Annotated in this window: 15 protein-coding genes; 6 read left to right on the forward strand and 9 right to left on the reverse strand. The window is 70.6% G+C overall.

Annotation, left to right across the window (positions count from 1 at the left end; genetic code table 11):
- Positions 1-128 precede the first annotated feature (128 nt).
- Entirely contained in the window at positions 129-1,538 is a 1,410-nt protein-coding gene (locus NR792_RS10570; protein ID WP_375759938.1) for a M28 family metallopeptidase, read from the forward strand.
- Between the two features lie 60 nt (positions 1,539-1,598).
- Here the strand turns inward: NR792_RS10570 and NR792_RS10575 are convergent, their stop codons facing one another.
- Positions 1,599-2,483, reverse strand: a complete 885-nt coding sequence (locus tag NR792_RS10575) for a fatty acid desaturase family protein (RefSeq protein ID WP_375759939.1) — start codon at positions 2,481-2,483, stop codon at positions 1,599-1,601.
- Positions 2,484-2,705: 222 nt separating this feature from the next.
- On the opposite strand from NR792_RS10575, the gene NR792_RS10580 reads away from it, so the two are divergent.
- From NR792_RS10580 to NR792_RS10590, 3 genes are all read left to right on the forward strand, one after another.
- Entirely contained in the window at positions 2,706-3,368 is a 663-nt protein-coding gene (locus NR792_RS10580) for a TenA family transcriptional regulator (RefSeq protein WP_375759940.1), read from the forward strand.
- Between the two features lie 178 nt (positions 3,369-3,546).
- The gene (locus NR792_RS10585) at positions 3,547-4,173 is read left to right on the forward strand and encodes a DUF47 domain-containing protein (protein ID WP_375759941.1); all 627 of its coding nucleotides are present in this window, start codon (positions 3,547-3,549) and stop codon (positions 4,171-4,173) included.
- A gap of 1 nt (position 4,174) precedes the next feature.
- Positions 4,175-5,200 carry an anion permease gene (locus tag NR792_RS10590; RefSeq protein WP_375759942.1) on the forward strand — a complete coding sequence of 342 codons (1,026 nt, stop codon included), beginning with the start codon at positions 4,175-4,177 and terminating at the stop codon, positions 5,198-5,200.
- A 51-nt stretch (positions 5,201-5,251) separates the two neighbouring features.
- Here the strand turns inward: NR792_RS10590 and NR792_RS10595 are convergent, their stop codons facing one another.
- Complete coding sequence (locus NR792_RS10595; RefSeq protein ID WP_375759943.1) at positions 5,252-6,964, reverse strand: hypothetical protein; 1,713 nt, start codon at positions 6,962-6,964, stop codon at positions 5,252-5,254.
- Between the two features lie 286 nt (positions 6,965-7,250).
- Here NR792_RS10595 and NR792_RS10600 point away from each other — a divergent pair, with 286 nt between their 5' ends.
- Complete coding sequence (locus tag NR792_RS10600; protein ID WP_375759944.1) at positions 7,251-8,723, forward strand: B12-binding domain-containing radical SAM protein; 1,473 nt, start codon at positions 7,251-7,253, stop codon at positions 8,721-8,723.
- Here the strand turns inward: NR792_RS10600 and NR792_RS10605 are convergent.
- The 4 genes from NR792_RS10605 to NR792_RS10620 form a co-directional block, all read right to left on the reverse strand.
- Positions 8,644-9,474: an acyl-CoA desaturase gene (locus NR792_RS10605; protein WP_375759945.1), complete on the reverse strand. Its 831-nt coding sequence runs from the start codon at positions 9,472-9,474 to the stop codon at positions 8,644-8,646. The genes NR792_RS10600 and NR792_RS10605 overlap by 80 nt on opposite strands.
- A 79-nt stretch (positions 9,475-9,553) precedes the next feature.
- The gene (locus tag NR792_RS10610; protein WP_375759946.1) at positions 9,554-13,855 is read right to left on the reverse strand and encodes an AAA family ATPase; all 4,302 of its coding nucleotides are present in this window, start codon (positions 13,853-13,855) and stop codon (positions 9,554-9,556) included.
- A gap of 17 nt (positions 13,856-13,872) precedes the next feature.
- On the reverse strand, positions 13,873-14,331 hold the full coding sequence (locus NR792_RS10615) for a hypothetical protein (RefSeq protein ID WP_375759947.1): 459 nt from the start codon (positions 14,329-14,331) through the stop codon (positions 13,873-13,875).
- A 76-nt stretch (positions 14,332-14,407) separates the two neighbouring features.
- Positions 14,408-14,938: a molybdenum cofactor carrier protein gene (locus NR792_RS10620; RefSeq protein WP_375759948.1), complete on the reverse strand. Its 531-nt coding sequence runs from the start codon at positions 14,936-14,938 to the stop codon at positions 14,408-14,410.
- A gap of 243 nt (positions 14,939-15,181) precedes the next feature.
- Here NR792_RS10620 and NR792_RS10625 point away from each other — a divergent pair, with 243 nt between their 5' ends.
- On the forward strand, positions 15,182-15,484 hold the full coding sequence (locus NR792_RS10625; RefSeq protein ID WP_375759949.1) for a hypothetical protein: 303 nt from the start codon (positions 15,182-15,184) through the stop codon (positions 15,482-15,484).
- 94 nt (positions 15,485-15,578) lie between these two features.
- On the opposite strand, the gene NR792_RS10630 is transcribed toward NR792_RS10625, so the two are convergent.
- Genes NR792_RS10630 through NR792_RS10640 form a run of 3 tightly spaced genes read right to left on the reverse strand, consistent with a single transcriptional unit; the run spans position 15,579 to position 22,377 of the window.
- Entirely contained in the window at positions 15,579-18,917 is a 3,339-nt protein-coding gene (locus NR792_RS10630; protein ID WP_375759950.1) for a serine/threonine-protein kinase, read from the reverse strand.
- Between the two features lie 4 nt (positions 18,918-18,921).
- Complete coding sequence (locus tag NR792_RS10635; RefSeq protein ID WP_375759951.1) at positions 18,922-19,749, reverse strand: hypothetical protein; 828 nt, start codon at positions 19,747-19,749, stop codon at positions 18,922-18,924.
- Positions 19,750-19,773: 24 nt separating this feature from the next.
- Positions 19,774-22,377, reverse strand: a complete 2,604-nt coding sequence (locus NR792_RS10640; protein WP_375759952.1) for a TonB-dependent receptor domain-containing protein — start codon at positions 22,375-22,377, stop codon at positions 19,774-19,776.
- Positions 22,378-22,437 lie beyond the last annotated feature (60 nt).

Genomic DNA, 22,437 nt, shown 5'->3' on the forward strand with positions numbered 1-22,437 from the left:
GGCATGCTCGTGAAACCTGGATTCAAGGGATGAGCCGTGCGCGGGTGGAACTTTGCAGTGGCTCACAACTCCGGCGTGGCCGGTCGGATAATCTGGGGAGCGCGGTTCCTCCCCCCGGACACCCCACCATGGCCTCGAAGATCAACGACAGCTCGCGTCCCCTCACCTCCGTCTCGCGGTTGTCCTCGCAGGACGCCCGGAGCTCGGAGGCGAAGACCCGGAACCGCCCCCTCGCGTGGAAGGACGGCTTCGAGTCCTCCGGGGCGCGCCCCGGCTCCAAGCTGCCGCAGCTGCCGGCGCCGCCTCCGGTGCTGTCGCTGCCGCCGCCCGCCACCACGACGCCGGTGCCGCCGGAGGCTCCCACCGAGCCGCCCGTGTCGGCCGACTCGGATCCGATGACGCACATCGAGTACCTGGCGTCGGACGCGCTGCAGGGACGTGACAGCCCCTCCGCGGGCCTGGACGCCGCTTCCGTCTACGTGCAGGCGCACGCGGAGAAGTACGGGCTCGTGGGCCCCAACATCAACAACCCGGAGAACCCCTTCCAGCAGCGCTTCAACGTCTACTCGTGGCTGGGCGCGGACAAGGCGGGCGAGGAGGCCGGCGCGGCCCACGCCGGGCACGCCGAGCACAAGGAGTTCGGCCACACCCTGTTCCAGGAGGGCTTCTACCTGGACGAGAAGATGCCCAGGGACACGCTGAAGCGGCTCAATCAGCAGTACGAGCAGACGATGAAGGCGGCGGGCCAGACGGTGGTGCCGGCGCGCACGGGCCCGCAGCGCAGCGTGGAGGAGCTCAAGCAGGTGGCCACCGCCACGGGCCAGGCGGTGAACACCATGGCCCTGCTGCCCGGAACCGGCCCGCACAAGGACGAGGTCATCGTCGTGATGGCCCACCTGGACCACGTGGGCGTGGACCGCAAGGGCAACGCCTACAACGGCGCGGACGACAACGCGTCCGGCAGCGCGGTGCTGATGGCGGCGGTGCCGGAGCTGGCGGAGGCCGCGAAGAACGGCAAGCTGGACCGCTCCGTGCTCTTCGTCTGGACGGGCGCGGAGGAGAAGGGGCTGGTGGGCTCGCAGTACTTCGTGGACCACCCCATCCCCGGCCTGGAGCTGAAGAACATCGCCGGCGTCATCAACACGGACATGGTGGGCCGCTGGGATGATCAGCGCCTGTCCGTGGTGGACACCAACACCCGGGGCCAGCCCAACTACTTCCGCGACGTGGTGGACCAGGCGAACCAGCAGCTGGCGGATCCGTTCGACCGCATCAACCGCGACATCAACGTCTACCGCGACCGGCAGGACGGCGCGTCCTTCGGGCGCAAGGGCGAGGACGTCCTCTTCCTCTTCGAGGGCCTGTCCAACCCCGAGGGCGGCGGCGACCTCATCCCCGAGTACCACCGGCAGGATGACGACATCGACAAGATCATCGAGGACAACGGCGGCAACAAGCCCCGCCGCGTGAAGGACCTGCTGCTCAACGTCATCCACCTGGCGGCGAACCGCACGACGGAGCCGCAGCCGCCGAAGTAGCCGCTCGCGGCACCTTCCGCCGGAAGGGAGCCCTTCCGGCGGGAGCTTCCAGCGGGCCTGCTAGGCGGCCAGCTTCTCCCCGCTGCCTTCCACGGGACGGCCGGAGAGCGCGGCGACCTCATGGTCGCTCAGCACGAGCTTCTCCTCGGAGCCGCGCCAGACGAACGGGATGCCGGGCTGGCGGTACAGGTTCGCGGGGATCTCCTGCGCCAGCTGCGCGTGCAGCTCCGGCAGCTTGGACCAGTGCAGACCGTGCCGCGTGTGATGCGCGGTGTGGTAGCCCAGGTTGCCCGTCATCAGGTTGTAGCCCTTGTGGAGGATGTTGTACGAGGCCTCCGAGTGGTTGGCCGTCTCCAGCCCCACGTGGTGGAAGTACGTGGCCCAGGTCGTCACGTAGAGCGACGCCATCATGGGCAAGAGGAACACGAAGAGCGCGTTGTAGGGGTTCACCCAGAACAGGCCCGCCAGCAGCACCACCTGGAGCGCGGCCATCCACACGAACACGCGCAGCGCCTTGGGGTGATGCTTCTTCCCCACCTGGAACGCTCGCGGGTACGCGGTCAGCGCCGTGCTCAGCGAGTACTCCACCTCCGCCATCGTGGAGCCGTCAGCGCGCTTCCAGCGCGACTCGTCCTGCGTCTGGTCCAGGTAGTTCTTGTGGTGGCCCAGCACGTGGTGGAGGAACCACGCCTGCGACGTCACGCCCGTCTGGAAGCCGAAGACGATCTCCAACAGGCGGTTGGGCAGCGCGTGCTTGAAGAAGGACAGGTGCTGGTGGTGGTGGTTCCACGAGCAGATCCATCCCTTGGGGATGATGCCCAGCCCGAACCACAGCACCGGCACCCACCAGCTGCGCGCCGTGAGGAACACCGTCACGTCGAGCGCGAACACACTCAGGAACATCAGGACCGGGATGCGATCTTCAGGGTGCCGGAACAGGGTCATGCGCCTTCCACGACAAGAGGAGCCAAGGGAGAAATGCCGATTTTCTGACTGTAGGACGGCAGCCCCCACCCCGAACAGCCCACCCTCGCCTGCCTGCACGTTCCACACTGACGGTAAACCACGTAGTCACGTTGAACTTGTCTTTCCATTATTCCAAGAATCACAGTCCTGTCTTGTGATAAACGCCGACCCAGCCCTTTTGGACCCAACCTGGAGGCGGCAATGCGGAACCAGACCATCGAGGCGGCGCTCGCGAAGAACCCCCACCGTGAGCAGCTCATCAAGCATCGGTTCTTCGAGGTGGTGGATGAGAAGGCCTTCAGCCGCGACCAGGCGGAGATGGTGCTGGGGCAGTGGTGGCACCCCCTGCACTACTTCCCCGACTTCCTGAGCAAGCTCATTGCCGTCTGTCCGCAGATGGAGATGAAGACGGCGGTGACCCACATCCTGAACCAGGAGGTGGGCGAGGGAGACCCGGCGCGCGCGCACGAGCGCTTCTTCATCCAGACGATGACGGACGCTGGCTTCACGAAGGCGGGCGTGTCGGAGGCGGACATGACGCCCGCCACGCGCCGGCTCATCGACGGCTACCAGCGCGCCACGGACAACCACCTCACCGGCCTGGGCTTCCTCTACGGCACGGAGGTGGCGGACCTCACCATGGTGGCCAAGCTGGGCAAGCTGGTGCGCCGCACCACGGGCCTCAAGGCCCTGCCCTGGGTGGACATCCACGTGAAGCAGGAGCCGGACCACGTGGAGACGGCCGGCCATACGGTGGGCCTCCAGTACACCGACGCGGAGCTGGCCACCATCACCCGCGGCGCCGAGGAGATGTGGCAGCTGTGGGTGGGATTCTTCGAGGAGCTGCGCAACCGCGTCGTCTGAGCGGCCCCTTCACGTCAAGCGCAACCCCCTGGAATCCGTACGTTTTCGCACGGAACACTGGCGAATCTCTCCAGGTAGGGTAGTCACTCCCGCGTCACGGGAGTGTCACCCCCATGCGGCGCCACCCTCCTCCCGTGGCGGACCGCGCCTGTCCCTCCAGGCGCCGAGGGAGATCCCCATGCTCGAAAAGCTGATGCCGAAGTCGGACGAGTTCTTCGACGACTTCGACGCGCAATGCGCCAGGACCGTCGAGGGAGCGAAGCTCCTGCACGAGCTCCTGGCGGACTTCCGTGACGTGCCCGCGCGCGTCCAGGCCCTCAAGGACGTGGAGCACAAGGGCGACGAGGTCACCCACACGGCCTTCAACCGGCTCCACCAGCAGTTCATCACCCCGTTCGACCGGGGGCAGATCCACACGCTCCTGTCGCGCATCGACGACGTGCTGGACCTGACCAACGCGGCGGCGGCGCGCCTGCTCTACTACGAGATTGAGACCAGCCGGCCGGACGCCACGGAGCTGGCGCGGCTCCTGGTGCTCTCCACGCAGAAGGTGCAGGAGGTCGTCGCGGCGCTGCGGCTCATCAAGAAGCCGGAGCAGATCCTCGCGGGCTGCAAGGAGATCAAGCACCTGGAGACCCAGGCGGATGAAGTCCTGCGCGCGGGCATGGGCCGGCTGTTCAAGAGCGGCGTGGATACCCTGACCATCATCAAGTGGAAGGAGATCTACGACCTCATCGAGACGGCCACCGACAAGTGCCAGGGCGTGGCCAACGTCATCGAAGGCGTCGTGCTGGAGCACTCCTGAGATGCTGCTCGCAGCGGTCGTCTCCATCGTCGTCGTCGCGCTCATCTTCGACTTCATCAACGGGTTCCACGACGCGGCGAACTCCATCGCCACCGTGGTGTCCACGCGCGTGCTGTCGCCGAACCTGGCCGTGGCATGGGCCGCGTTCTTCAACTTCATCGCGGCGTTCGCGGGCGGCGTGCACGTGGCCAACACCATGGGCAAGGGCATCATCAACTTCGAGATGCTCCGCGCGGCCGGCCCCACCGCGGTGCTGCTGGTCGTCTTCTCGTCGCTGATGGGCGCCATCGTCTGGAACCTGCTCACCTGGTGGTGGGGGCTGCCCTCGTCGTCGTCGCACGCGCTGGCGGGCGGGATGATTGGCGCCACGCTGCCCGTGCTGGGCTTCCAGGGGCTGGTGGGCAGCGGCATCGCGCGCATCGCGGCCTTCATCGTGCTGTCGCCGCTCATCGGCATGACGCTGGGCATCGGGATGATGCTGGCCAGCACCTGGGCGGTGCACCGTCAGACGCCGCTGCGGGTGGACACCTGGTTCCGCCGGCTGCAGCTGGTGTCGTCCGCCATCTTCTCCTTCAGCCACGGCACCAACGACGCGCAGAAGGTCATGGGCATCATCGCGGTGGTGCTCTTCGGCACCATCTGGCGCGACCGGCCGTTCCACATCGACTGGTGGATGATCATCTCCTGCCACGCGGCCATCGCGCTGGGCACGTTCTTCGGCGGCTGGCGCATCATCCGCACCATGGGCCACAGCCTCACGAAGCTGGCGCCCATTGGCGGCTTCAGCGCGGAGACGGGCGGCGGCGTCACCATCATCGCGCTGGCGGAACTGGGCATCCCCGTCTCCACCACGCACACCATCACGGGCGCCATCGTCGGCGTGGGGTCCACGCGCGGCTGGCGCGCCGTGAAGTGGGGCACCGCCGGCCGCATCATCTGGGCGTGGGTGTTCACCATCCCCGCCGCCGCGCTGGTGTCCGTCATCGTCTACGGACTCACGCTGGCGGTGGTGCGGCTGGTGGGCTGAAGCGAGCCCCCGGGCGCGGGGGGGGAACAGCCCCCGCGCCACGGCCCTTGCCTACCGGACGTTGAGCGCCGACGGCGTCCCGCCCACGGACGGCGGGACGAAGGGCACCACCTTCTTGTTCTGCCACTGGACCAGCTTCAGCGACGGGTCCTCCAGCGGCACGTCGAAGGTGTAGGAGATGCGCGTGGGGAAGTTCCCGTCCATCTCCTCGATGCGAATCTTCAGGCCCTTCATGTCGAACTCCTGCCCCAGGGCCACCGGGTGGCGCGCGGCGCGGTGGATGCGCTCCTCGATGGAGTCCAGGAAGTGGCCGCCCTTGGGGAGCGACAGCTCCAGGGAGTTGGGCCCGGTGCGCGTCACCTTCTGCTCGTTGAGCGAATAGGACAGCACCCACCAGGCCTTCGGCAGCGGCATGCCCGTGGACCACCAGCGCACGGAGCCGTAGATGCCGATGATGCCGTTGGGGGCGTTGAGCACCACCAGCCGCTGCTCGGGCAGCTTCGACTCGTCCAGGGCCTCCTCGTAGCGCGCCTGCACGCGCGCCATGAGGGCGTCCGTCTGCACGTAGGCCTCCATGGTCTGCCACCAGACGTAGGGCGCGGCCACCACGTGCAGCAGGGCCATCACCGCGGCGCCGGCCAGCACCGCCCCCGCGCGGAACGTGCGCGCCCGGCCCCGCCACGCCTGGCGCAGCACCACGGCCATGCCCACCGCCATGCCAAGGCTGGGCACGATGAGCGTGCGCGAGCCGGCGAACGCGGAGTTGGCCAGCCACGTGGACACGAACGCGCCCGTCAGCATCCAGCCCACCGTGCGCCGCTCCGCGGCCTCCAGCTGGGGCCACACGCCCCACACGAGCAGCGCGAACAGCGTCAGCCCCGCGGCGCCCAGGATGGTGAACAGGGGCACCAGCGACTGGTCGAAGATGAAGTCCGGGGGCGCGTTCAGCGTCAGGCCCGCGATGGCGGCCGGGACGCGGGTGAGCATGGCCTTGAACCAGTCCACCGGCGTTCCCACGGCGTCCAGGTACATGTCCGAGGCGCCCGCGCCGTAGCCCAGCGCGCGGTACAGCACGAAGTAGCAGGCCATCAGCACGCCGAAGGGGATGAGCCCCTTGAGCTTGTCCTTCGCCTGCCCCGGCCCGGAGAAGGCCTCGTAGGCCAGCACGTACGGGCTGAGGATGACCATGGTCTCGCCGCACAGGAGCGCCAGCGTGAAGGACACCAGCGCGCCCACCAGGAAGTTCGTGCGCTTCTCCTCGCGCCACTTCACGTGGAAGTAGAGGCCGAGGATGCCGAAGAGCAGCGACATCACCACGCTGCGGTACGACAGCCAGCCCAGCACCGCCGAGTGCGAGCCCCAGATGGCGAAGAGGAACATCGACACGCCCGCCAGCGCCGTGGGCAGCACGCGCTTGAGCAGCACGCCCGCCAGCACCACCAGGCCCACGTACCAGAGCACCGAGTGCAGCAGGTAGCCCGCGGCGACGCGGTTGTAGAGCAGGTGATCCAGTCCGTAGAGCAGGCTGCCCAGGGGCCGGAAGAACGAGACGCGCACCGTGGGCTCCACCCACCACGGGAAGACGCCCACCTCCGCCAGCCGCAGCGTGTGCTCCGGGATGCCGGTGGCCGTGCGGTACACGTCCAGGGGCGTGTTGCCCAGGGGCGCGGGCGGCGGCACGTTGTCCCAGACGCCCAGCCAGATGTAGTCATCCGGCATGAAACCCACGCGCAGTGCCATCAAGCCCAGCACCAGCGCGAGCACGGTGGAGATCCAAAAGTAACGTTTAAACGGCCAACCCGGGGCGGCTGGCGGGGGAGAGGTATCCATGTTTCAAAGATCTATCAGCACGGCCCCCACGCGAGATAGGTCCTCCTGGGTCGTCCGCTGACACCGGAAACACGCCCAGTGCGGTGCGCGCGGCGGAGATCCTTTGCCAGTGCCCGGACTCCGGGTGATCCTCCGCCGACGAAGGGGGACGCAGTCCGGCAGGTGCATTCACGCACGGGCGCGGCCCGTTTCCATCCGCGCCGCCGCCGGGCCCGCACGCATGCGCATCGCCATCATCGCCACGTACACCCATCCGACCCGCCTGCGAATCAAGGAACCCTCCATCATGCAGTCCTCGGTGCCGGAGCTCATCGCGGGCCTGTGCCCGGAGCACGCCGAGGTGGAGATCTTCAACGAGAAGGAGGCGGACCTGCCGTTGGACCGGCACTGGGACCTGGTCTTCTTCTCGTACCTGCACTCGTACTACGAGCACACGAAGGTCCTCTCCACCCTCTTCCGCCAGCGCGGGATGACGACGGTGGCGGGCGGCCGGCACGCGGGGCACTTCCCCGACGACGCGGCGAAGTACTTCGACGCGGTCATCACCGGGGAGCCGGAGTCCAACGTGCCCGCGCTCATCGCGGACTTCGAGAAGGGTGAATTGAAGCCGCGCTACAGCCTGCCGTCCCAGGGCGCCGCCGCCATCCGGCCGTACCGCTACGAGCTCATCGACTTCACGCACAACAAGGTGCGCCTGCCGGGCATCGAGGCGTCGCGCGGCTGCCCCTTCACCTGCAACTTCTGCGTGCTCACCGGCCACGAGCGCTACCGCTTCCGGCCCGTCCCGGAGGTCATCGACGAGATCCAGACGCGCATGCGCTGGAACCCGAACTTCCTGGGGCTGATGGGGGACGCGTTCGTCTTCCTGGACAACAACCTGGGCGGCTCGCCCAAGTACCTGCGCGCGCTGTGCGAAGCGCTCATCCCCCTGAAGAAGACCTGGGGCTGCGCCCTCACCTTCAACGTGCTCAAGGACGAGTCGCTGGTGAAGCTGATGGCGAAGGCGGGCTGCCGCTACGTCTACACCGGCCTGGAGTCGCTCAACCCGGACTCGATCAAGGCGATGAACAAGGGCCAGAACAAGCTGTCGGAGGTGGACGCCGTCATCCGCCGCGTCTTCTCCGCCGGCATCCTCCTGTCCTTCGGGCTCATCGTCGGCTCGGACGGGGACACCAACGAGTACCTGCACCGGCTGCCGGAGTACCTGGCGGACCTGAAGTACTTCTCCGTCACGTTCCTGGGCATCGTGTGCCCCTACCCGGAGACGCCCTTCTTCCGCGAGCTCCAGGCGCAAGACAGGCTCCTGCCCGGCACCACCAGCCGCGACTACGACGGCTACACGCTGTGCCACCGGCCCAAGCAGCTGCACGCGTCGGAGGTGGTGGAGCACTTCCAGCGGCTGTGCCACACGCTGGGGAGCCTGCCCAACGTCGCGCGGCACTACGCGTCCAAGCTGATGATGAGCGACCTGCCCCGCTACAAGCAGACCATCCTCTTCTCCGGCCCCGAAATCGTCAGCATCCGCAACCCGGTGAAGAACCCGGCGCGCCGCTACATCGCGGGCCTGGACGCGATTGAAGCCTGGGACGCGGAGCAGATGGACAGGCTGGGCCTCACGCCGCAGGTCTTGACTGGACCCGGGACGGCAGGCGCACGTCCCACGCCAGTCCCAGGCCTCGCAGCGCACGGATGAAGAGCCAGCCCGGGTCCCACTGCCACCACACCCAGCCGTGCCGCGCGGACGCGGGGAAGGCGTGGTGGTTGTTGTGCCAGCCCTCGCCCAGCGCCAGCACGCTCACCCACCACACGTTGCGGCTGTGGTCGCGCGTGTCGTGGACGCGGTGGCCGAACGCCGCGTGGCACACGGAGTTCACCGCGTAGGTGCTCTGCATCCAGCACACCACCGGCAGGAAGAAGTACGCGGGCACCGTGCGCCAGCCGAACGTCAGCCCCACGAAGAGCACCGCCAGCACCTGCGGCGCGATGCGGTAGCGCAGGAGCCAGTGGTAGTAGCCGTCGTTCGCCATGTCGCGGCACCAGGTGCGCCAGCCGTCCTCCTCGGTGGAGGCCTCGTTGAGGATCCACCCCATGTGCGCGTACCAGAAGCCCCGCAGGGGCGAGTGCACGTCCCCTTCCGCGTCCGCCTTCGCGTGGTGCAGCCGGTGGTTGGCGGCCCACAGGAGCGGGCTGCCCTGCGCCGTCAGCATGGCCACCGTCACCAGCGCGTACTCCACCCAGCGGGGGCACGCGAAGGCGCGGTGGCACAGGAGGCGGTGCAGCCCCACCGTCGTGCCCAGGCCAATGGACACGTACACGGCCAGCGCCACCGGCAGCGCGTACGGCGGCCAGGGCAGGAAGAACGCCAGCGCGGCCAGCGCGTGCACCACGAGCATGTAGCCGACGATGACGGGACTGAGCTGGAAGCGGAGCGGTGCGGTGGTCATGGCCCGGTGCGGATGCGAGGAAGAAGCACGGAAGTCTAGGGGCCCCGCCTGACGGGACAAGGAATGCGCTCCCCGCGCGTCACATCACGCGGGCGTCACGGGCGCCCGCGGCCTGGGGCAGCGGCAGCGCCTCCGCGGGCGGCAGCTGGGTCGCGGCCTGGAAGCGGTCCACGCGGCGCAGCTCCGCGCGGGCCTCCACCTGCGTGAAGATTTCGCGCGCGCGGGCGAGGAAGGCCTCGCGCCGGTGGGGCAGCGCCACCGCCGCGTCGAAGTAGGCCACCCCCGTCTCCCAGCGGTTGGGGCTCTTCTCCAGGACGGCGATGGCCTCCAGGAACACCGGCTCCGCGGCCTTCGGGCCCTTGCGCAGGGCCAGCGAGCGCGCCGTCACGCGCAGCGCCGGGCCCTTCAGGTACGGGTAGAGCCGGGCGATGACGCGCGCCTTGATGCAGGACAGCCGCACGATTCGCAGCAGCTCCTTGCGCGGCACCACCGTGGCGCCCTCCTCCAGCGCGAAGAGGGCCGCCTCCGCCGCGTCCACCAGCCCCACCTGGAGGAAGGGCACCAGCACCTGGTAGCTCCAGATGCTCTTGAAGCAGCGCACCGCGACGAGCGCGGCCTCCTCCACCTGGTGCTCGCGCACGGTGACGTTGGCCAGGTGGTTGAGGCTGGCGCACTGGTTGGCCAGGTCCGCCACCTCCTCGCTGATGCGCAGGCCCTGCTCCAGCTCCGCGCACAGCTCGCCCACGTCGCCTTCGCCCAGGAGGTAGCGGCACATGGGCGCCCACGAGTGCGCCCAGCCCTGGTGCATCAGCGCGTTGAGCTCCACGCCAATGGTCTTCATCTGCTCGTAGAGCGCTTCGGCCGTGCGGAAGCGCGAGTGGAGGAACTCGCCCGTGGCCTGCATCATCAGGGACGTCTGGCGCTCCCAGCGCTCGCCCACCTGGCGCAGCGTGGAGACGGCCTCCTCCTGGAACTCCCACGCGCGCTGCAGCTCGTTGGCGAAGAAGGCCTGGATGCCCAGGCGGCTGAGCGCGAGCCCCTCCGCCACCGGGTCCTTGGAGCGCCGCGCGTACTCCAGCGCCTTCTCACAGTGGTAGCGCGCGCGCTTGAGCAGCCCCGCGCCGAACAAGAGCGTGCCGTAGTAGCCGCGCGCCAGGCTCATGGCGTAGTCGTTGCGCGAGCGCTCCGCCATGTTGGTGGACACCAGCGTCGCCCACGTGAGCTTCATGATGTCCGCGAAGTAGTAGATGCGGATGAGCGAGTTGAGCGTGGACAGCTGCTGGAGGTAGTTGCCCAGCCGGGATGCGGGCAGCGGCCGCAGGATGAACGGCAGCAGCGACGCGAGCCCCCGCAGCAGCAGGTTGGCCAGCGTGCGCAGGCCCAGCGCGGGCAGGCTCCGTGGAAGGCTGCGGCCCCGGAGCACCAGGGACTTCTCCAGGTGCTGCGTGGCGAGCGCGGACTCGCCCTTCTCCTGGTGCGCGCGGCCCAGGCCCAGGTGCAGCTCCGCCTGGCGCTGGGGTTCCTCCTCGTCCACCAGGCACTGCTCGAACATCAGGATGGCGTTGGCGTAGTGGCCCGCCTGGAGCAGCGTCTCCGCCAGCTCCTGCATCACCCGGCGCGTCTTGAGGAGCATCGCCTCCGGGTCCACGGGGGCGACGGTGCCCAGGAGCTCCAGCCCGCGGTTGTAGTGGTAGAGCGCGTCGTCGTTCGCGTACTGCGCCCGCGCGCTGCGGGCCGCCATCAGCGTGTACTCCAGGCCCTTGTCCTCCACGTTGCCCGCGAGGAAGTGGAACGCGAGCAGACCCGCGGAGGCCGCGAGGTTGTCGTTCGCGCGGACCTCCAGGTAGCGCGCGAGCCGGCGGTGCAGGTCCTCGCGCGCCGACACCAGGAGCGTGTTGTAGGCCACGTCCCGGATGACGATGTGCTTGAAGAGGCAGGTGTACGGCTCCTCCTGCTCCAGCAGGATGAGGCCCAGGCGCTGGAGCGTGTCCATGGCCTCGCGCAGCCGCTGTGCGCCCAGCGTGGGCACCAACGCCGCCACCGCGTCCAGCGTGAAGATGCGCCCGATGACGGACGCCACCTTCACCACCAGCTTCTCCGTCTCGCTGAGCAGGTCGATGCGCGACAGCACCACGTCCTGGATGGAGTCCGGCAGCAGCAGGTCCTGCAGGCCGCGCTTGAGCTCCATCCGCGTGGAGCCGGGCTCGGCCAGGCCCAGGTAGCCCTGCTCCGCCAGGCCCTCCACGATGGACTCGATGAAGAACGGGTTGCCCTGCACCTTCGCGAGCAGCCGGTCCTCCAGCGCGACGTCCGGCGGCGACAGGCGCAGGTGCACGCGCAGGAGCGCCCGCGTGTCCTCCTCGTCCAGGCTCACCAGGTCCACGGGGAGGAACTCGGGCAGCTCGCGCAGGCCCTTGACCTGGTCGCCCGGGCGCATCGTCGCCAGCACCATGATGCGGTGCGAGCCCACGCGCAGCGCGAGGTACTGGAGCAGGTCCAGCGAGATGTAGTCCGCCCAGTGCAGGTCCTCGAAGAAGAGCAGCAGCGGCTGCGCGCGGCTCAGGCTCTCCAGGAGCTGGAAGACGATTTGAAACACCTTCTGCTGCTTGCGCCGCGCGTCCATCCCCGACGTGGCGGACGTCTCCTCCAGCGACATGCCGAGGATGCCCGCCATCACGGGGATCCACTCCGGCCCCACGTCCTCCAGGCCCTCCAGCCCCTGGCGCAGGCGCGTCAGCTGCGCCTCCGTGTCGTCCGAGTCATGCAGCCCGAACGCCTGGAGCAGCACCTCCTTCCAGGGGAAGAAGGGGGTGAAGGCCTCGTAGGAATAGCAGACGCCGTACAGCGCCCGGGCGCCGCCCTCCTCCGCGTCCTCCAGCACGCGCGCGCCCAGCCGCGACTTGCCGATGCCCGCCTCGCCGGACACCACGCACACGCGGCCCTGGCCGGCGAACGCCGCGGTGAGCGACTCGTGCAGCACGTTGAGCTCGCGGCTGCGGCCGATGATGTCGCCCCGGCCCTTGACGAAGAGGCCGCGGCGCGTCTCCCCCAAGAGCCGGTACACCGGCACGGAGCGCGAGACGCCCTTCAGCTTCGCGTCCTCGACGAACTCGGTGGCGAAGCCACCCTGCCGCGAGCGCGTCTGGGTGTTGGCGCACAGGTGCACGCCGCCCTGGCGTCCGCCGTGCGTCATCAGGCGCGCGGCCATGTTCACGACCTCGCCCAGCGCCGAGTAGCCCTTGCGCGTGGGCGAGCCCATGTCGCCGCAGTAGGCGTGGCCGGTGGCGATGCCGATCTGCAGCTCGTCGAGGAACGGGAACTGCTCGCGCGCCTTGAGCAGCTTGCAGGCCAGCCGGCACGCCAGCACCTCCTTGTTCTGCTGGGCGGTGGGCGCGCCGAACAGGACGTAGAGGACGTTGCCCTTGTCCGTGAAGTCCGTCATCAGCAGCACGCCACCGTGGTGGGCGCTCTCGCGCTGGACGAACTCGTAGTAGGCGTTGAGGTCGCGGGTGAAGGCTTCTGGATCCGCGTCCGACGACGCGTGGGTGAAGCGCACGAAGAAGCAGGTGACGTCGCGGAAGTCGCCCGCGAACTCCTGGTGCGCGGTGGTGATCTTCGTGAAGAGCACCGGGTGCAGCAGCAGCGCGCACCGGCCCACCAGCTCCGCCCCGCCCGTGGGCGCGGGCAGCGGGCGCTTCACGGCCTCCACCGGCGCGTCGAGCGCCAGCCGGTGGTTGCCGCCGTCACGCGGCTCGCCCCGGCGCGCGGACTCCGGCAGCGCCGCCCAGGCCCGGGGGCTCAGGACGACCTCCGACACCGTGGCCTGCTTCTCCGCGCCCACCGCCTGCGCCAGCGGCTCGCCCACGAGCGCCGGGTGCATCCACAGGCCGGTGGCGCCCATCACGATGCGGGTCGCCTCCCCGAAGCCGATGCCGATGCGCGACGACACGCCGAAGCGCTGGCCCAACAGCTCCAGCCGGGCGAAGCGCGCGAGCCGGCGCTGCACGCCCAGCGCGCACACCGCCGCGCGCTGCACCACGTCGCCGTCCGCCTCGCCGGGCGCGGCCTCGAAGCACGCGAGGATGGAGTCACCGGCGAACTGGTAGATGTCCCCGCCGTGGTCGCGGACCACGTCGATCATCTCCGTGTAGTAGTTCGTCAGCAGGCGCTGGAGCGCGTCGATGCCGCGCGGGCCCGCGCCGCTCAGCCCCACCACGATGGGCGTGAAGCCCGCGATGTCCAGGAGCAGGATGGCGCCCCGCACGCCTTCCGCCAGGGGCAGCGCGTCCGCCGCCTGGCTCCCGAGCCGCGCGAGGATGGCCGCCGGCACGTAGGGCGCCAGCGTCGCGACGACGGGGTCAATGGGCTGCGTGGAGGGCATCCCCGGGGGCTTTCCGCTCAGGACAGGTTGGCGTAGCGCAGGTAGAGGGCGCCCAGGCACACGGCGCCGTAGAGGGGAATCTCCGCCGTCTCCGTCCAGGGCTGCTGCTTCATCACCGCGCCCCAGACGTGCACCGCCGTCATGATGCCGCCAATGAGGCCGATGAGCTCGAAGATGACCAGGTGGCTCTTGGGGTCCGGGATGAACTGCACCACCGCGATGATGACGGACAGCGCCAGGCCTCCCAGGCAGCGCGCGAAGTAGACCGTCAAGTCGTTGTTGCCCGTGGGCAGCTCCCACCCGAACCAGCGCGCCCAGCGCAGCGGCACGAACAGCAACGGCAGCGCGTAGACGACCGCGAAGACCGAGGTGGAGACCGCGAGGAACCAGCTGGCCAGCGGATAGTCGGGGTTGATCATGATGGCGGACGAGGCAAGGGCACCGGGCGTCCTGCTGCCGGGCGCACCCTGCCCCACGCTGTCCATCCTAGAATCTTTTCCCTCCCCGTGGGGCGCCTTCCCCCCACCCGGCCCCCGTCAGCCCGGCTGCCGGCTAGCGGGTGGCGGCCAGGAGGAACTCGGCCACCCGCTCCAGGGAGGTGGTGCGCTCGGCTTCCGCCGGGAAGCGCCGGAAGGCCTCCGGGGGCCCGTGCAGGATGAGCGGCTTGCCATAGCGCAGCGCCAGGACGGCCTCCGCCGCGGTGCCCGCCCCTCCGGGTAGCGCGACCAGGGCGTGCGGCGTCAGCACGTTGATGTGGTTGCGGCTCATCGGGTCCGTGCCCTGCTCCCCGCTGAGCGGCAGGTGCGTGTAGATGGGGATTTCGATATCCGTGTTCGGGTAGCCGGGCCGGGGCTGGTACCGGCCATCCGCCCCGACAGTGCCGGGGATGATGCCGATGGCCGCCCCCCGCCGCCCCTCCACCTGGACGAAGGCCCCCGCCGCGACGCTCATGACGCCCCCGCCCGCGCCCGTCAGCAGGTCGAAGCCCGCCTCGGCAATCCACCGCGCCAGGGGGACGACCCACTCCTCGTGGGCCTCCGTGCCGGAGCCGAACACTCCGATGATGCGGCGGTGTCTGCGCATGACTGCGTCCTCCCCGAAAAACTGGAACTACGTGAGCCCCTGTTCCATGCGAATCCCCGGCCAACGCCGCAAGGGCTCACGGACCGGCGTGCGGCCCGGCTCCCGTCCACCCGTGGAAGGTGCGCGGCGCGAGCGTCGCCTGGCCGTCGCTTGTCTCCTCCCGGAGCGCGAGGCCCTCCCGCACGACCCGTGATGTCGGACCCCTCCTCTACCTTCGTTCGCGAGTGAGCGAGGAGGCCGCCCATGTTCGACGCCTGTGGAGGTTGTGAGCGCCGTGGCACCGCCGGAGAGGTGTTCGACTGGTGCGCGCACTGCGAGTTGTCCCTGTGTCCCGGCTGCCTCCAGCGCGGCTGCTGCGGCAGCGTGCCCGCGGACTCCGGGCGGGGCGCGCCCAGGGAGCTGCCCGAGCCGCCTCCCGAGCGCGAGCCCCTGCCGGAGGACTTCGGCGGCCGCTGCTGCACGCACGCCCGCGCGGTGGCGTGCTCCTGCGCCTTCCACTGGGTCTGCGTGCGCCACGGCGACCTGCACGTGGGCACCCACGACTGAGGACGTGAAGCCTCACCCCTGTGTGGGCGTTGACACACCGGACCGGAAGGAGGCCCCGTGGTGGCGGCCCCCGGCCCGTGTCATTCCGTCCGGCTCAGGGCACGTCCAGCGCGACGCCCTGTCCCGGCACGGCCATCACCCAGCGGACGACGTCCGGCTTGCCGCCGCAGGTGACGCGCACCTCGAACTCACGCCCCGCGGGCATGGGGCTGGCGAGCGGCGTCTGGCCCTGGAGCACCTGCGAGCCCAGCGCCACGCGGCAGCCCTGGGCACCGGTGACGCTGAGCGTGCCCCGGGCATCCGCCTGGGGCGCGGCGTCCGCGAGCGTGCGCAGGTCGATGTGCTCCGACTTCGGCACCTTGCCGAAGCGGTGCAGCTTGCCCTCCACGGCCGTGGAGACGAGCCAGCCGGAGGGGTCCTCCGGCAGGGCGTTGCTGCCTTCCAGCAGCACGCCGGACACGTAGACGCGCTCGCCCTCCTGGGCGTTGCGCACCTCCACGCCGCCCTTGGGCAGCAGGAACACCAGCGCGAGCCCCGCGAGCACCAGGCCCACGCCCCCCACGACGAGCCCCTTGCGCTGGCCGGACGTCAGCCCCTTCCCCGTCGCGTCGGCGGCGGGCACCTGGGCCGCGGGGGCGGCCACGGCGTGGACGGGCGGAGGAGGCGCGGCCACGGGAGCCGCCGGAGGGCGCACGGGCGCGGCCACGGGCGGCGGCGGCGCGGCCACGGGCGGCGGCGGCGAGGGGTGGTTCCCTCCATAGGCCGCGTGCGTGCCCGTCTGCGGCGGGTGGGCACTTCCCTGCGGCGGGGCCGCGTATTGCGCGTGGGTGCCCCCGTGCTGCGGATGGGCGGCCACGGGGGGAGGCGCCACGGCGGCCACGGGGGGAGGCGGCGGGGCCGAGGTCAGGGGCGCCACGGAGGGCACCGACACCGACGGACGCGCGGGCGCCTGCGGCGGAGGCCCCACGCGCGTGGGCACGTTGGCGGCGGCCGCCGGGCGCACCGCGGTGGGCGGCGGCAGCGGTGACGCGGGCGGCGGCGCGGCCGGGCGCGACGGACGGGGCGCGGGCGCGGCGGCCACGGGCGGGGAGGCCACCGGGGGCGCGGCGACGGGAGGACGTGTCGGATCCGAGGTGACGGAGACGACCTCGGTGCCGCGCTCGGCGGCCTCCGGCGGGGAGGCCACCGGGGGCGGCTCCATCCGGGGCATGCTGCCGGAACCGCCGCGCACGGGCGGACGGGACAGGTCCGACGGGGCGCGCATGTCGCTGCCGGAGCCCGTGCCCGGGGCGCGCGAGTGCGAGCCCGTCCCCGGCATCAGCGCCCGGGGGTTGGAGCCCGTGCCCGAGCCGGCGATGGACGACGGCGCGTACTCGGAGAGCCGGTCGCCCAGCGCCTCCTTGAAGAACTGCGCCACCGACGCGGGCGACGAGGACAGCCGGTGGTGCGCGATGACGGCTTCAATCTCCTCGCGCATCGCCGCCGCGGAGGGCGTGCGGCGCGCCGGGTCCTTCACCAGCGCGCGCAGGATGAGGTCCGACACGTCCTGCGGGATGTGGGGCCGCAGCTGCGAGGGCACCGGCGCGGGCTCGCGCACGATGGCCGCGAGCGTGGCCGCGTCGTGGTCGCGGCGGAACGGCAGCTGGCCGGTGAGCAGCTCGAAGAGCACCACGCCCAGCGCGAACACGTCGTTGCGCCAGTCCAGCGGACGGCCGCTGGCGGCCTCCGGGGAGAGGTACGAAATCTTCCCCTTGATGACGCCCGCCTGCGTCTGCTCCTCGCCCTGCACCTTGGCGATGCCGAAGTCCGACAGCTTGATGGCGCCGTCCAGCGACACCAGCACGTTGTGGGGGCTGACGTCGCGGTGCACCACCGGGTGCGCGGTGCCGGACGGGTCCACGTAGCTGTGCGCGTAGTGCAGGCCCGCGGCGACCTCCGCCACGATGCGCAGCGCGTGCTCCAAGGGCAGCGCCATGCCCTTGCGGCGCAGCTCCGTGAGCAGGCGCTTCAGGTCCGGGCCGCGCACGTACTCCATCAGGATGTACGCCACGCCGTCCGTCACGCCCACGTCGAAGGTCTGGACGATGTTGGGGTGCGTGAGGCGCGCGTTGGCGCGGGCCTCCGCGAAGAGCATGTCGACGAACTCAGGATTCTCAGCGAACTGCGCGAGAATCTTCTTCATCACGACGAACTTCTCGAAGCCCTTCACGCCCTGCTGCTTGGCGAGGAACACCTCCGCCATGCCGCCCTGCCCCAGCCGGCGGATGATCTGCAGCCGCGCGCTGCCGCCGTGCACGTCCGTGGGCGACGTGCCCCGGGCGCCGGGGTCCGCGTTGGTGGAGCCGAAGAGGTACTGGCTGAGCGCGCGCTGCTCCAGCGCCTCGATGTCGTCCAGCGGCTTGTCGGTGAGCGGCGTGCGCGCGAGCAGCCCCTGGAACTGCGCGAGCGCCGGAGCCCGGGCGCTGCCGCCGCAGACGGGGCACACGCGGTCCAGGGTGCCCTTGGCGCGCAGCACCTCCAGGTACTCGTTGGTCTGGATGCGCTGGTGGGTGACCTGGCCGCAGTTGCGGCAGTCGCACGGCAGCCACAGCGTGGCCAGCTTCGCCGGCAGCGCCTTGGTGGACTTCGCCAGCACGCCCAGCAGCGGCGGCGGCACGCGGCAGAGCACCACCTGGGCGCCCTGCGACGCCACCTCCAGCACCTGTTCGATGCGCGGCAGCGCCTCCGGCTCCACCGTGCTCACGTGGCAGCAGTCGAACGCGACGCGCCCCTCCAGGCCGGACGCCAGCCGGCGCACGTTGAGGTCGCCCTTGAGCGTGCTGGCCAGGGTGATGAAGGTGATGTCGTCCTGGACGATCTTCAGGTGCGAGGACAGCTCGGACGGCTCGTTCGGGAGGCCCGCGCGCAGGTAGCGCAGCACGGCGGGGTCCACCGCGGAGAACTGCTGGCGGCGCGCGAAGTCGAAGAACTCCGTGGGCTCGTCCGCGAACTCCAGCGGCTGGGCGCACACGGGGCAGTGGTGCGGCGGGGCACCGCCCGCCTCCACGACCTTGCTCTCCTCCACCAGGCGGACCAGCCGCAGCCGGTCCTCCTTGCAGAAGCGGCACGAGTACGGCGCCAGCAGCGAGAGCACGCGCGCGACGCCCGCGAAGCCCTCCACCATGTTGAGCTGATCCACCACCACCGGCGGTGCGTTGACGACGTACAGCCCCGACACGCCCTGCGGCGGGTGGCCGGCGAACTCAATCCACCGGCGGACCCCGAAGGAGCTGATGCGCTCCACCAGCCCCAGGTCCACCACCACCAGGCCCTGGAGGCCCTTGGACGCTGGCGAGAGGGGGAAGGTTTCGTCGATCACCCCGGCCACGCGCACGTGGGTCAGACTGCCCACGCGCAGGGAGGTGATGCTGGCATTGGAAGTTTGGCTCTCCACCCGCCTACCCTCGTTCCAGACAGAACAGCAGCGACTTGGGCTGCGCGGCCCGGCGGCGCGCGTCCCCCAGGTCCACCGCGCAGGCGAACTGGGTCCGCTTCCCCGGAGTCACCCGCACCGCGACCGCGTCGCTGTGCTCCAGGATGCGCCGCAGACCCAGGCCCGCGCCACCACCCGAAGCATCCACCTGCGCCTTCTCACCCCACGCCTTCACCACCCGCACCAGCGGTGACACCGACAGGCGGCCGAAGCGATCCGTCGCCTCCAGCCAGGCCCGGCCGTCCGCCACCGCCCAGGACAGCAGGCAGCGATCCTCCTCCGCCACCGACTGCACCTGTCCGCGCCGGTGGGCGTACTTCGGCTCGCCGCCCGCGTCCACCGGCGCGTCGAGCAGTGCGTTCACACCAATCTCATGGACGACATCCGCCACCCGGCTGGCCGCCGCCTTGGAGCCGCCGGCCTGGAGGACGCCTTCCGCCGCGCGCTCCCCCGCCGCCGTCACCTCCGCGACACTGCCCAGCCACGCCACCGACGTGGCGGCTTCCCGGGGAATCATGGGCTCGCCGCGCAGGAGCGCGCCGAGCAGCCGCGCCTCCCAGGCGGACGGCTGGCCGCCCTCACCGCGCGTGGCCAGGAGCAGCGCCGGGGGCTGCCGCTCCAGGAGCGCCGCGTGGGCGGGGGTGAACCGCCCGTCGAACAGCACCAGGTGCGGCGCCGCGTCGTCACCGCGCCCCAAAAGGACGCCGTCCCGGGCCAGCACCCCGGAGGCCTTCTCCAGCGCCTCCGGCGTGAGCGTCGTGTCCGGCGTCAACTTCAGGGGGGCATCCTTCACGGCGGCGACGGTATCCACAGCGCTCTAATAATGCAGTCGAACTTCGGTGAAGACGCCCAGCGGGGGGGCGGGGAAGCCGTGGGACTCCTCGTACTTCGCGTTGAAGAGGTTGGTGCCCAGCAGGGACACGGCCACGCGCTCGTGGACGTTGAAGCCCACGCGCGCGGTCGCGGTGATGTAGCTGGGCAGCTTCACGCGGGTGGTGGTGCCGGCGATCTCATCCACCACGAAGCCCGGGTCGAAGCGCGGGCCCACGAACAGGCCGTACAGCTCCACGAAGGCGAACTTGCCGATGTTGGTGCGGCCGCGCAGGTAGACGCGGTGGGTGGGCGCGTAGTCCAGCGGGTAGCTGGCCCCGCCGCCCACGGGCAGCGCCTCGGCGTCCAGGAACTGGTAGGCCACGTCGAAGGACGAGTTGAGGGCCGGCACCTGCGCCGCGGCCTCCGCCTCGAAGCCCGCCACGCGCGCGTCGCCCAGGTTCTTGAACTGGGACGTGGAGCCGAAGAGGAGCTCCTGGTTGATGAAGTTGCGGGCGCGGTTGTAGAAGCCGGTGCCCGTCAGGCGCACCTTGCGGTCGAACGGCCAGAAGTCCACCGCCGCCTCCACCGTGTCCAGCGTCTCCGCGCGCAGGGCCGGGTTGCCCAGGAGCGTCGCCGCGTACATCTGCTGGTTGATGGCCAGCTCCGCCAGCGTGGGCGCGCGGAAGGCGCGGCCGTAGTTGGTGCGCAGCGTGAGCAGCTCCGGGATGGCGTGGAACACGACGCTGGCGCGCGGGGACACCTGGTCCGTCTTCGCCTCCCAGACCTTGGAGGGGATCTGGTAGTTGTCGTAGCGGGCGCCCGCGCCCACCACCAGCCGCTCCGTGACGCGGTACTCGGCGTCCACGAAGCCGCCCAGGATGGTCTGCTTCGTGTCGTCCAGGGTCAGGCCGGGCAGCACGTTCTGGTTGTTCACCTGGTCGGCCTTCACGTCGCCGCCCACGGTGACGGACAGCTTGTCCAGGGAGAACAGCGCGCGCGCCTCACCGCCCAGGCGGCTGCGCTTGCCCAGCGTGTCCTCGAGCGCGCCGGTGATTTCGTTCTCCAGCGTCACGTTGCGGCGCTTGAAGAACGTGTAGGCCTGGGCGAACACGCGCACGTTGTCCGTCACCTGCTGATCCAGCTGCAGGGCGGCGTTCAGGTTCTGGACGTGCTCGTTGTCCTGCGCGGTGTAGTGGCAGCGGCCGCAGTTGCCCACGGTGGAGATGTTCTGGCCACCGGGCCGGCCGATGTTGCCGTCGGTGAAGTCCGCGTCCAGGGCGAGGGGCCCCACGCGGACCTTGCCGTTCACCTGGTGCACCAGCGAGTCCTCGTTGGTGTCCGTCTGGCCCAGCTGCTGGTTGTTGAAGAGCTGCGGGCCGTCCGAGCCGAAGCCGTAGTAGCCGAGCAGCGCCTCCACCGGACCGCCGCGGCCGGCGACGTTGGTCTGCAGGCGCCACGTCTTGTCCTGGCCCGCGAGGATGCGCGCGTCGGCGCCCACGTTCTGGCCCTTGGCGATGAGGTCCGCGGGCTGGCGCTCGATGATGTTGATGACGCCGCTGAAGGCGTTGGAGCCGTAGAGCGACGAACCCGGGCCGCGGATGACCTCCACCTGCTTGAGGTTGGTCATCGGCGTCGTCTCATCCGCGTAGAACTGGCCCGTCCAGGGGTCCGTCAGCGGACGGCCGTCCTTGAGGAGCAGCAGGCGGTTGGACAGGTAGTTGGAGCCCAGGCCGCGCGCGCTCACCGCCGCCTTGCGCATGGAGCCCCGGCGGCACTCCATGCCGGGGAAGTACTGGATGGCCTCGCAGAGCGAGAACTGGCCGGTGCCCTCCAGCTCCTCCGCCGGAATCCAGGACACCGTGAGGGGCACGTCGGAGATGCGCTGGCTGCGCTTGGACGCCGTGGTGACGACGGCCTCGCTCAGCGCCAGGTTGATGTTCTTCTCCAGGTCGTCGCCGCCGCCCAGGTCCGGGCCGTCCAGGCCGGAGAGGCTGGAGGGCGGAGGCAGCGCGCGGTCCGTGGTGGGCTCCGTGAAGGGCGCGCGGTCCGGGACGTTGTCGGCCGTCCGGGGCTGCGACGACGGCAGCACCGCGCCCGTGCCCAGCGCCGGCGCGGGCGGCGGGTTGGACGGGATGTCGGTCATCAGCGGCCCGTCATAGGGCGACGTCGAGGCAGGCGTCCCGGGCGAGGCCACGGGCAGCGGATCCGCCACGGACGGGCCGACGCCAGGGCCGGCCACCGGGGCGGGCGGCGCGGGCGGCGGCTCGGTGGCGAGCACCGGCTCCTGCGGGGCGGGCGCGTCCGCGGGAATGGGCTCCGGCTCCACCGGCGGAGGCGGCGTCTTCGCGCCCCGGCGCGTCTTCGCCGTGCGCGGAGGCTTCGCCCCCGGAGTGGCGGCCTTGGCGCCCGGCGGGGTGGCCGCGCGCTTGCGGGAGGCCTTCGTCCGCGTCTTGGGAGCAGGCTCCTGGGCCTCCTGGGCCTGGGCCGTCTCCACCGCGAACAGCGACAGCGCGCAGACCACCAGCGTGAGGCATGCGCGCGCGCCCAGCCGGCCGGCAAACCCCTTCACCGCGCTGGTGCGCGGCCCACCGTACTCAGTCGAGTCCATCGTTCTCAATTCCACGAGGGGAAGCAGGGATGTCCGCGGTCCGTGCGCCAGGATCCAGAG

The organism is Corallococcus exercitus, assembly GCF_042231735.1.
In the GTDB taxonomy this organism is placed as follows: domain Bacteria; phylum Myxococcota; class Myxococcia; order Myxococcales; family Myxococcaceae; genus Corallococcus; species Corallococcus exercitus_B.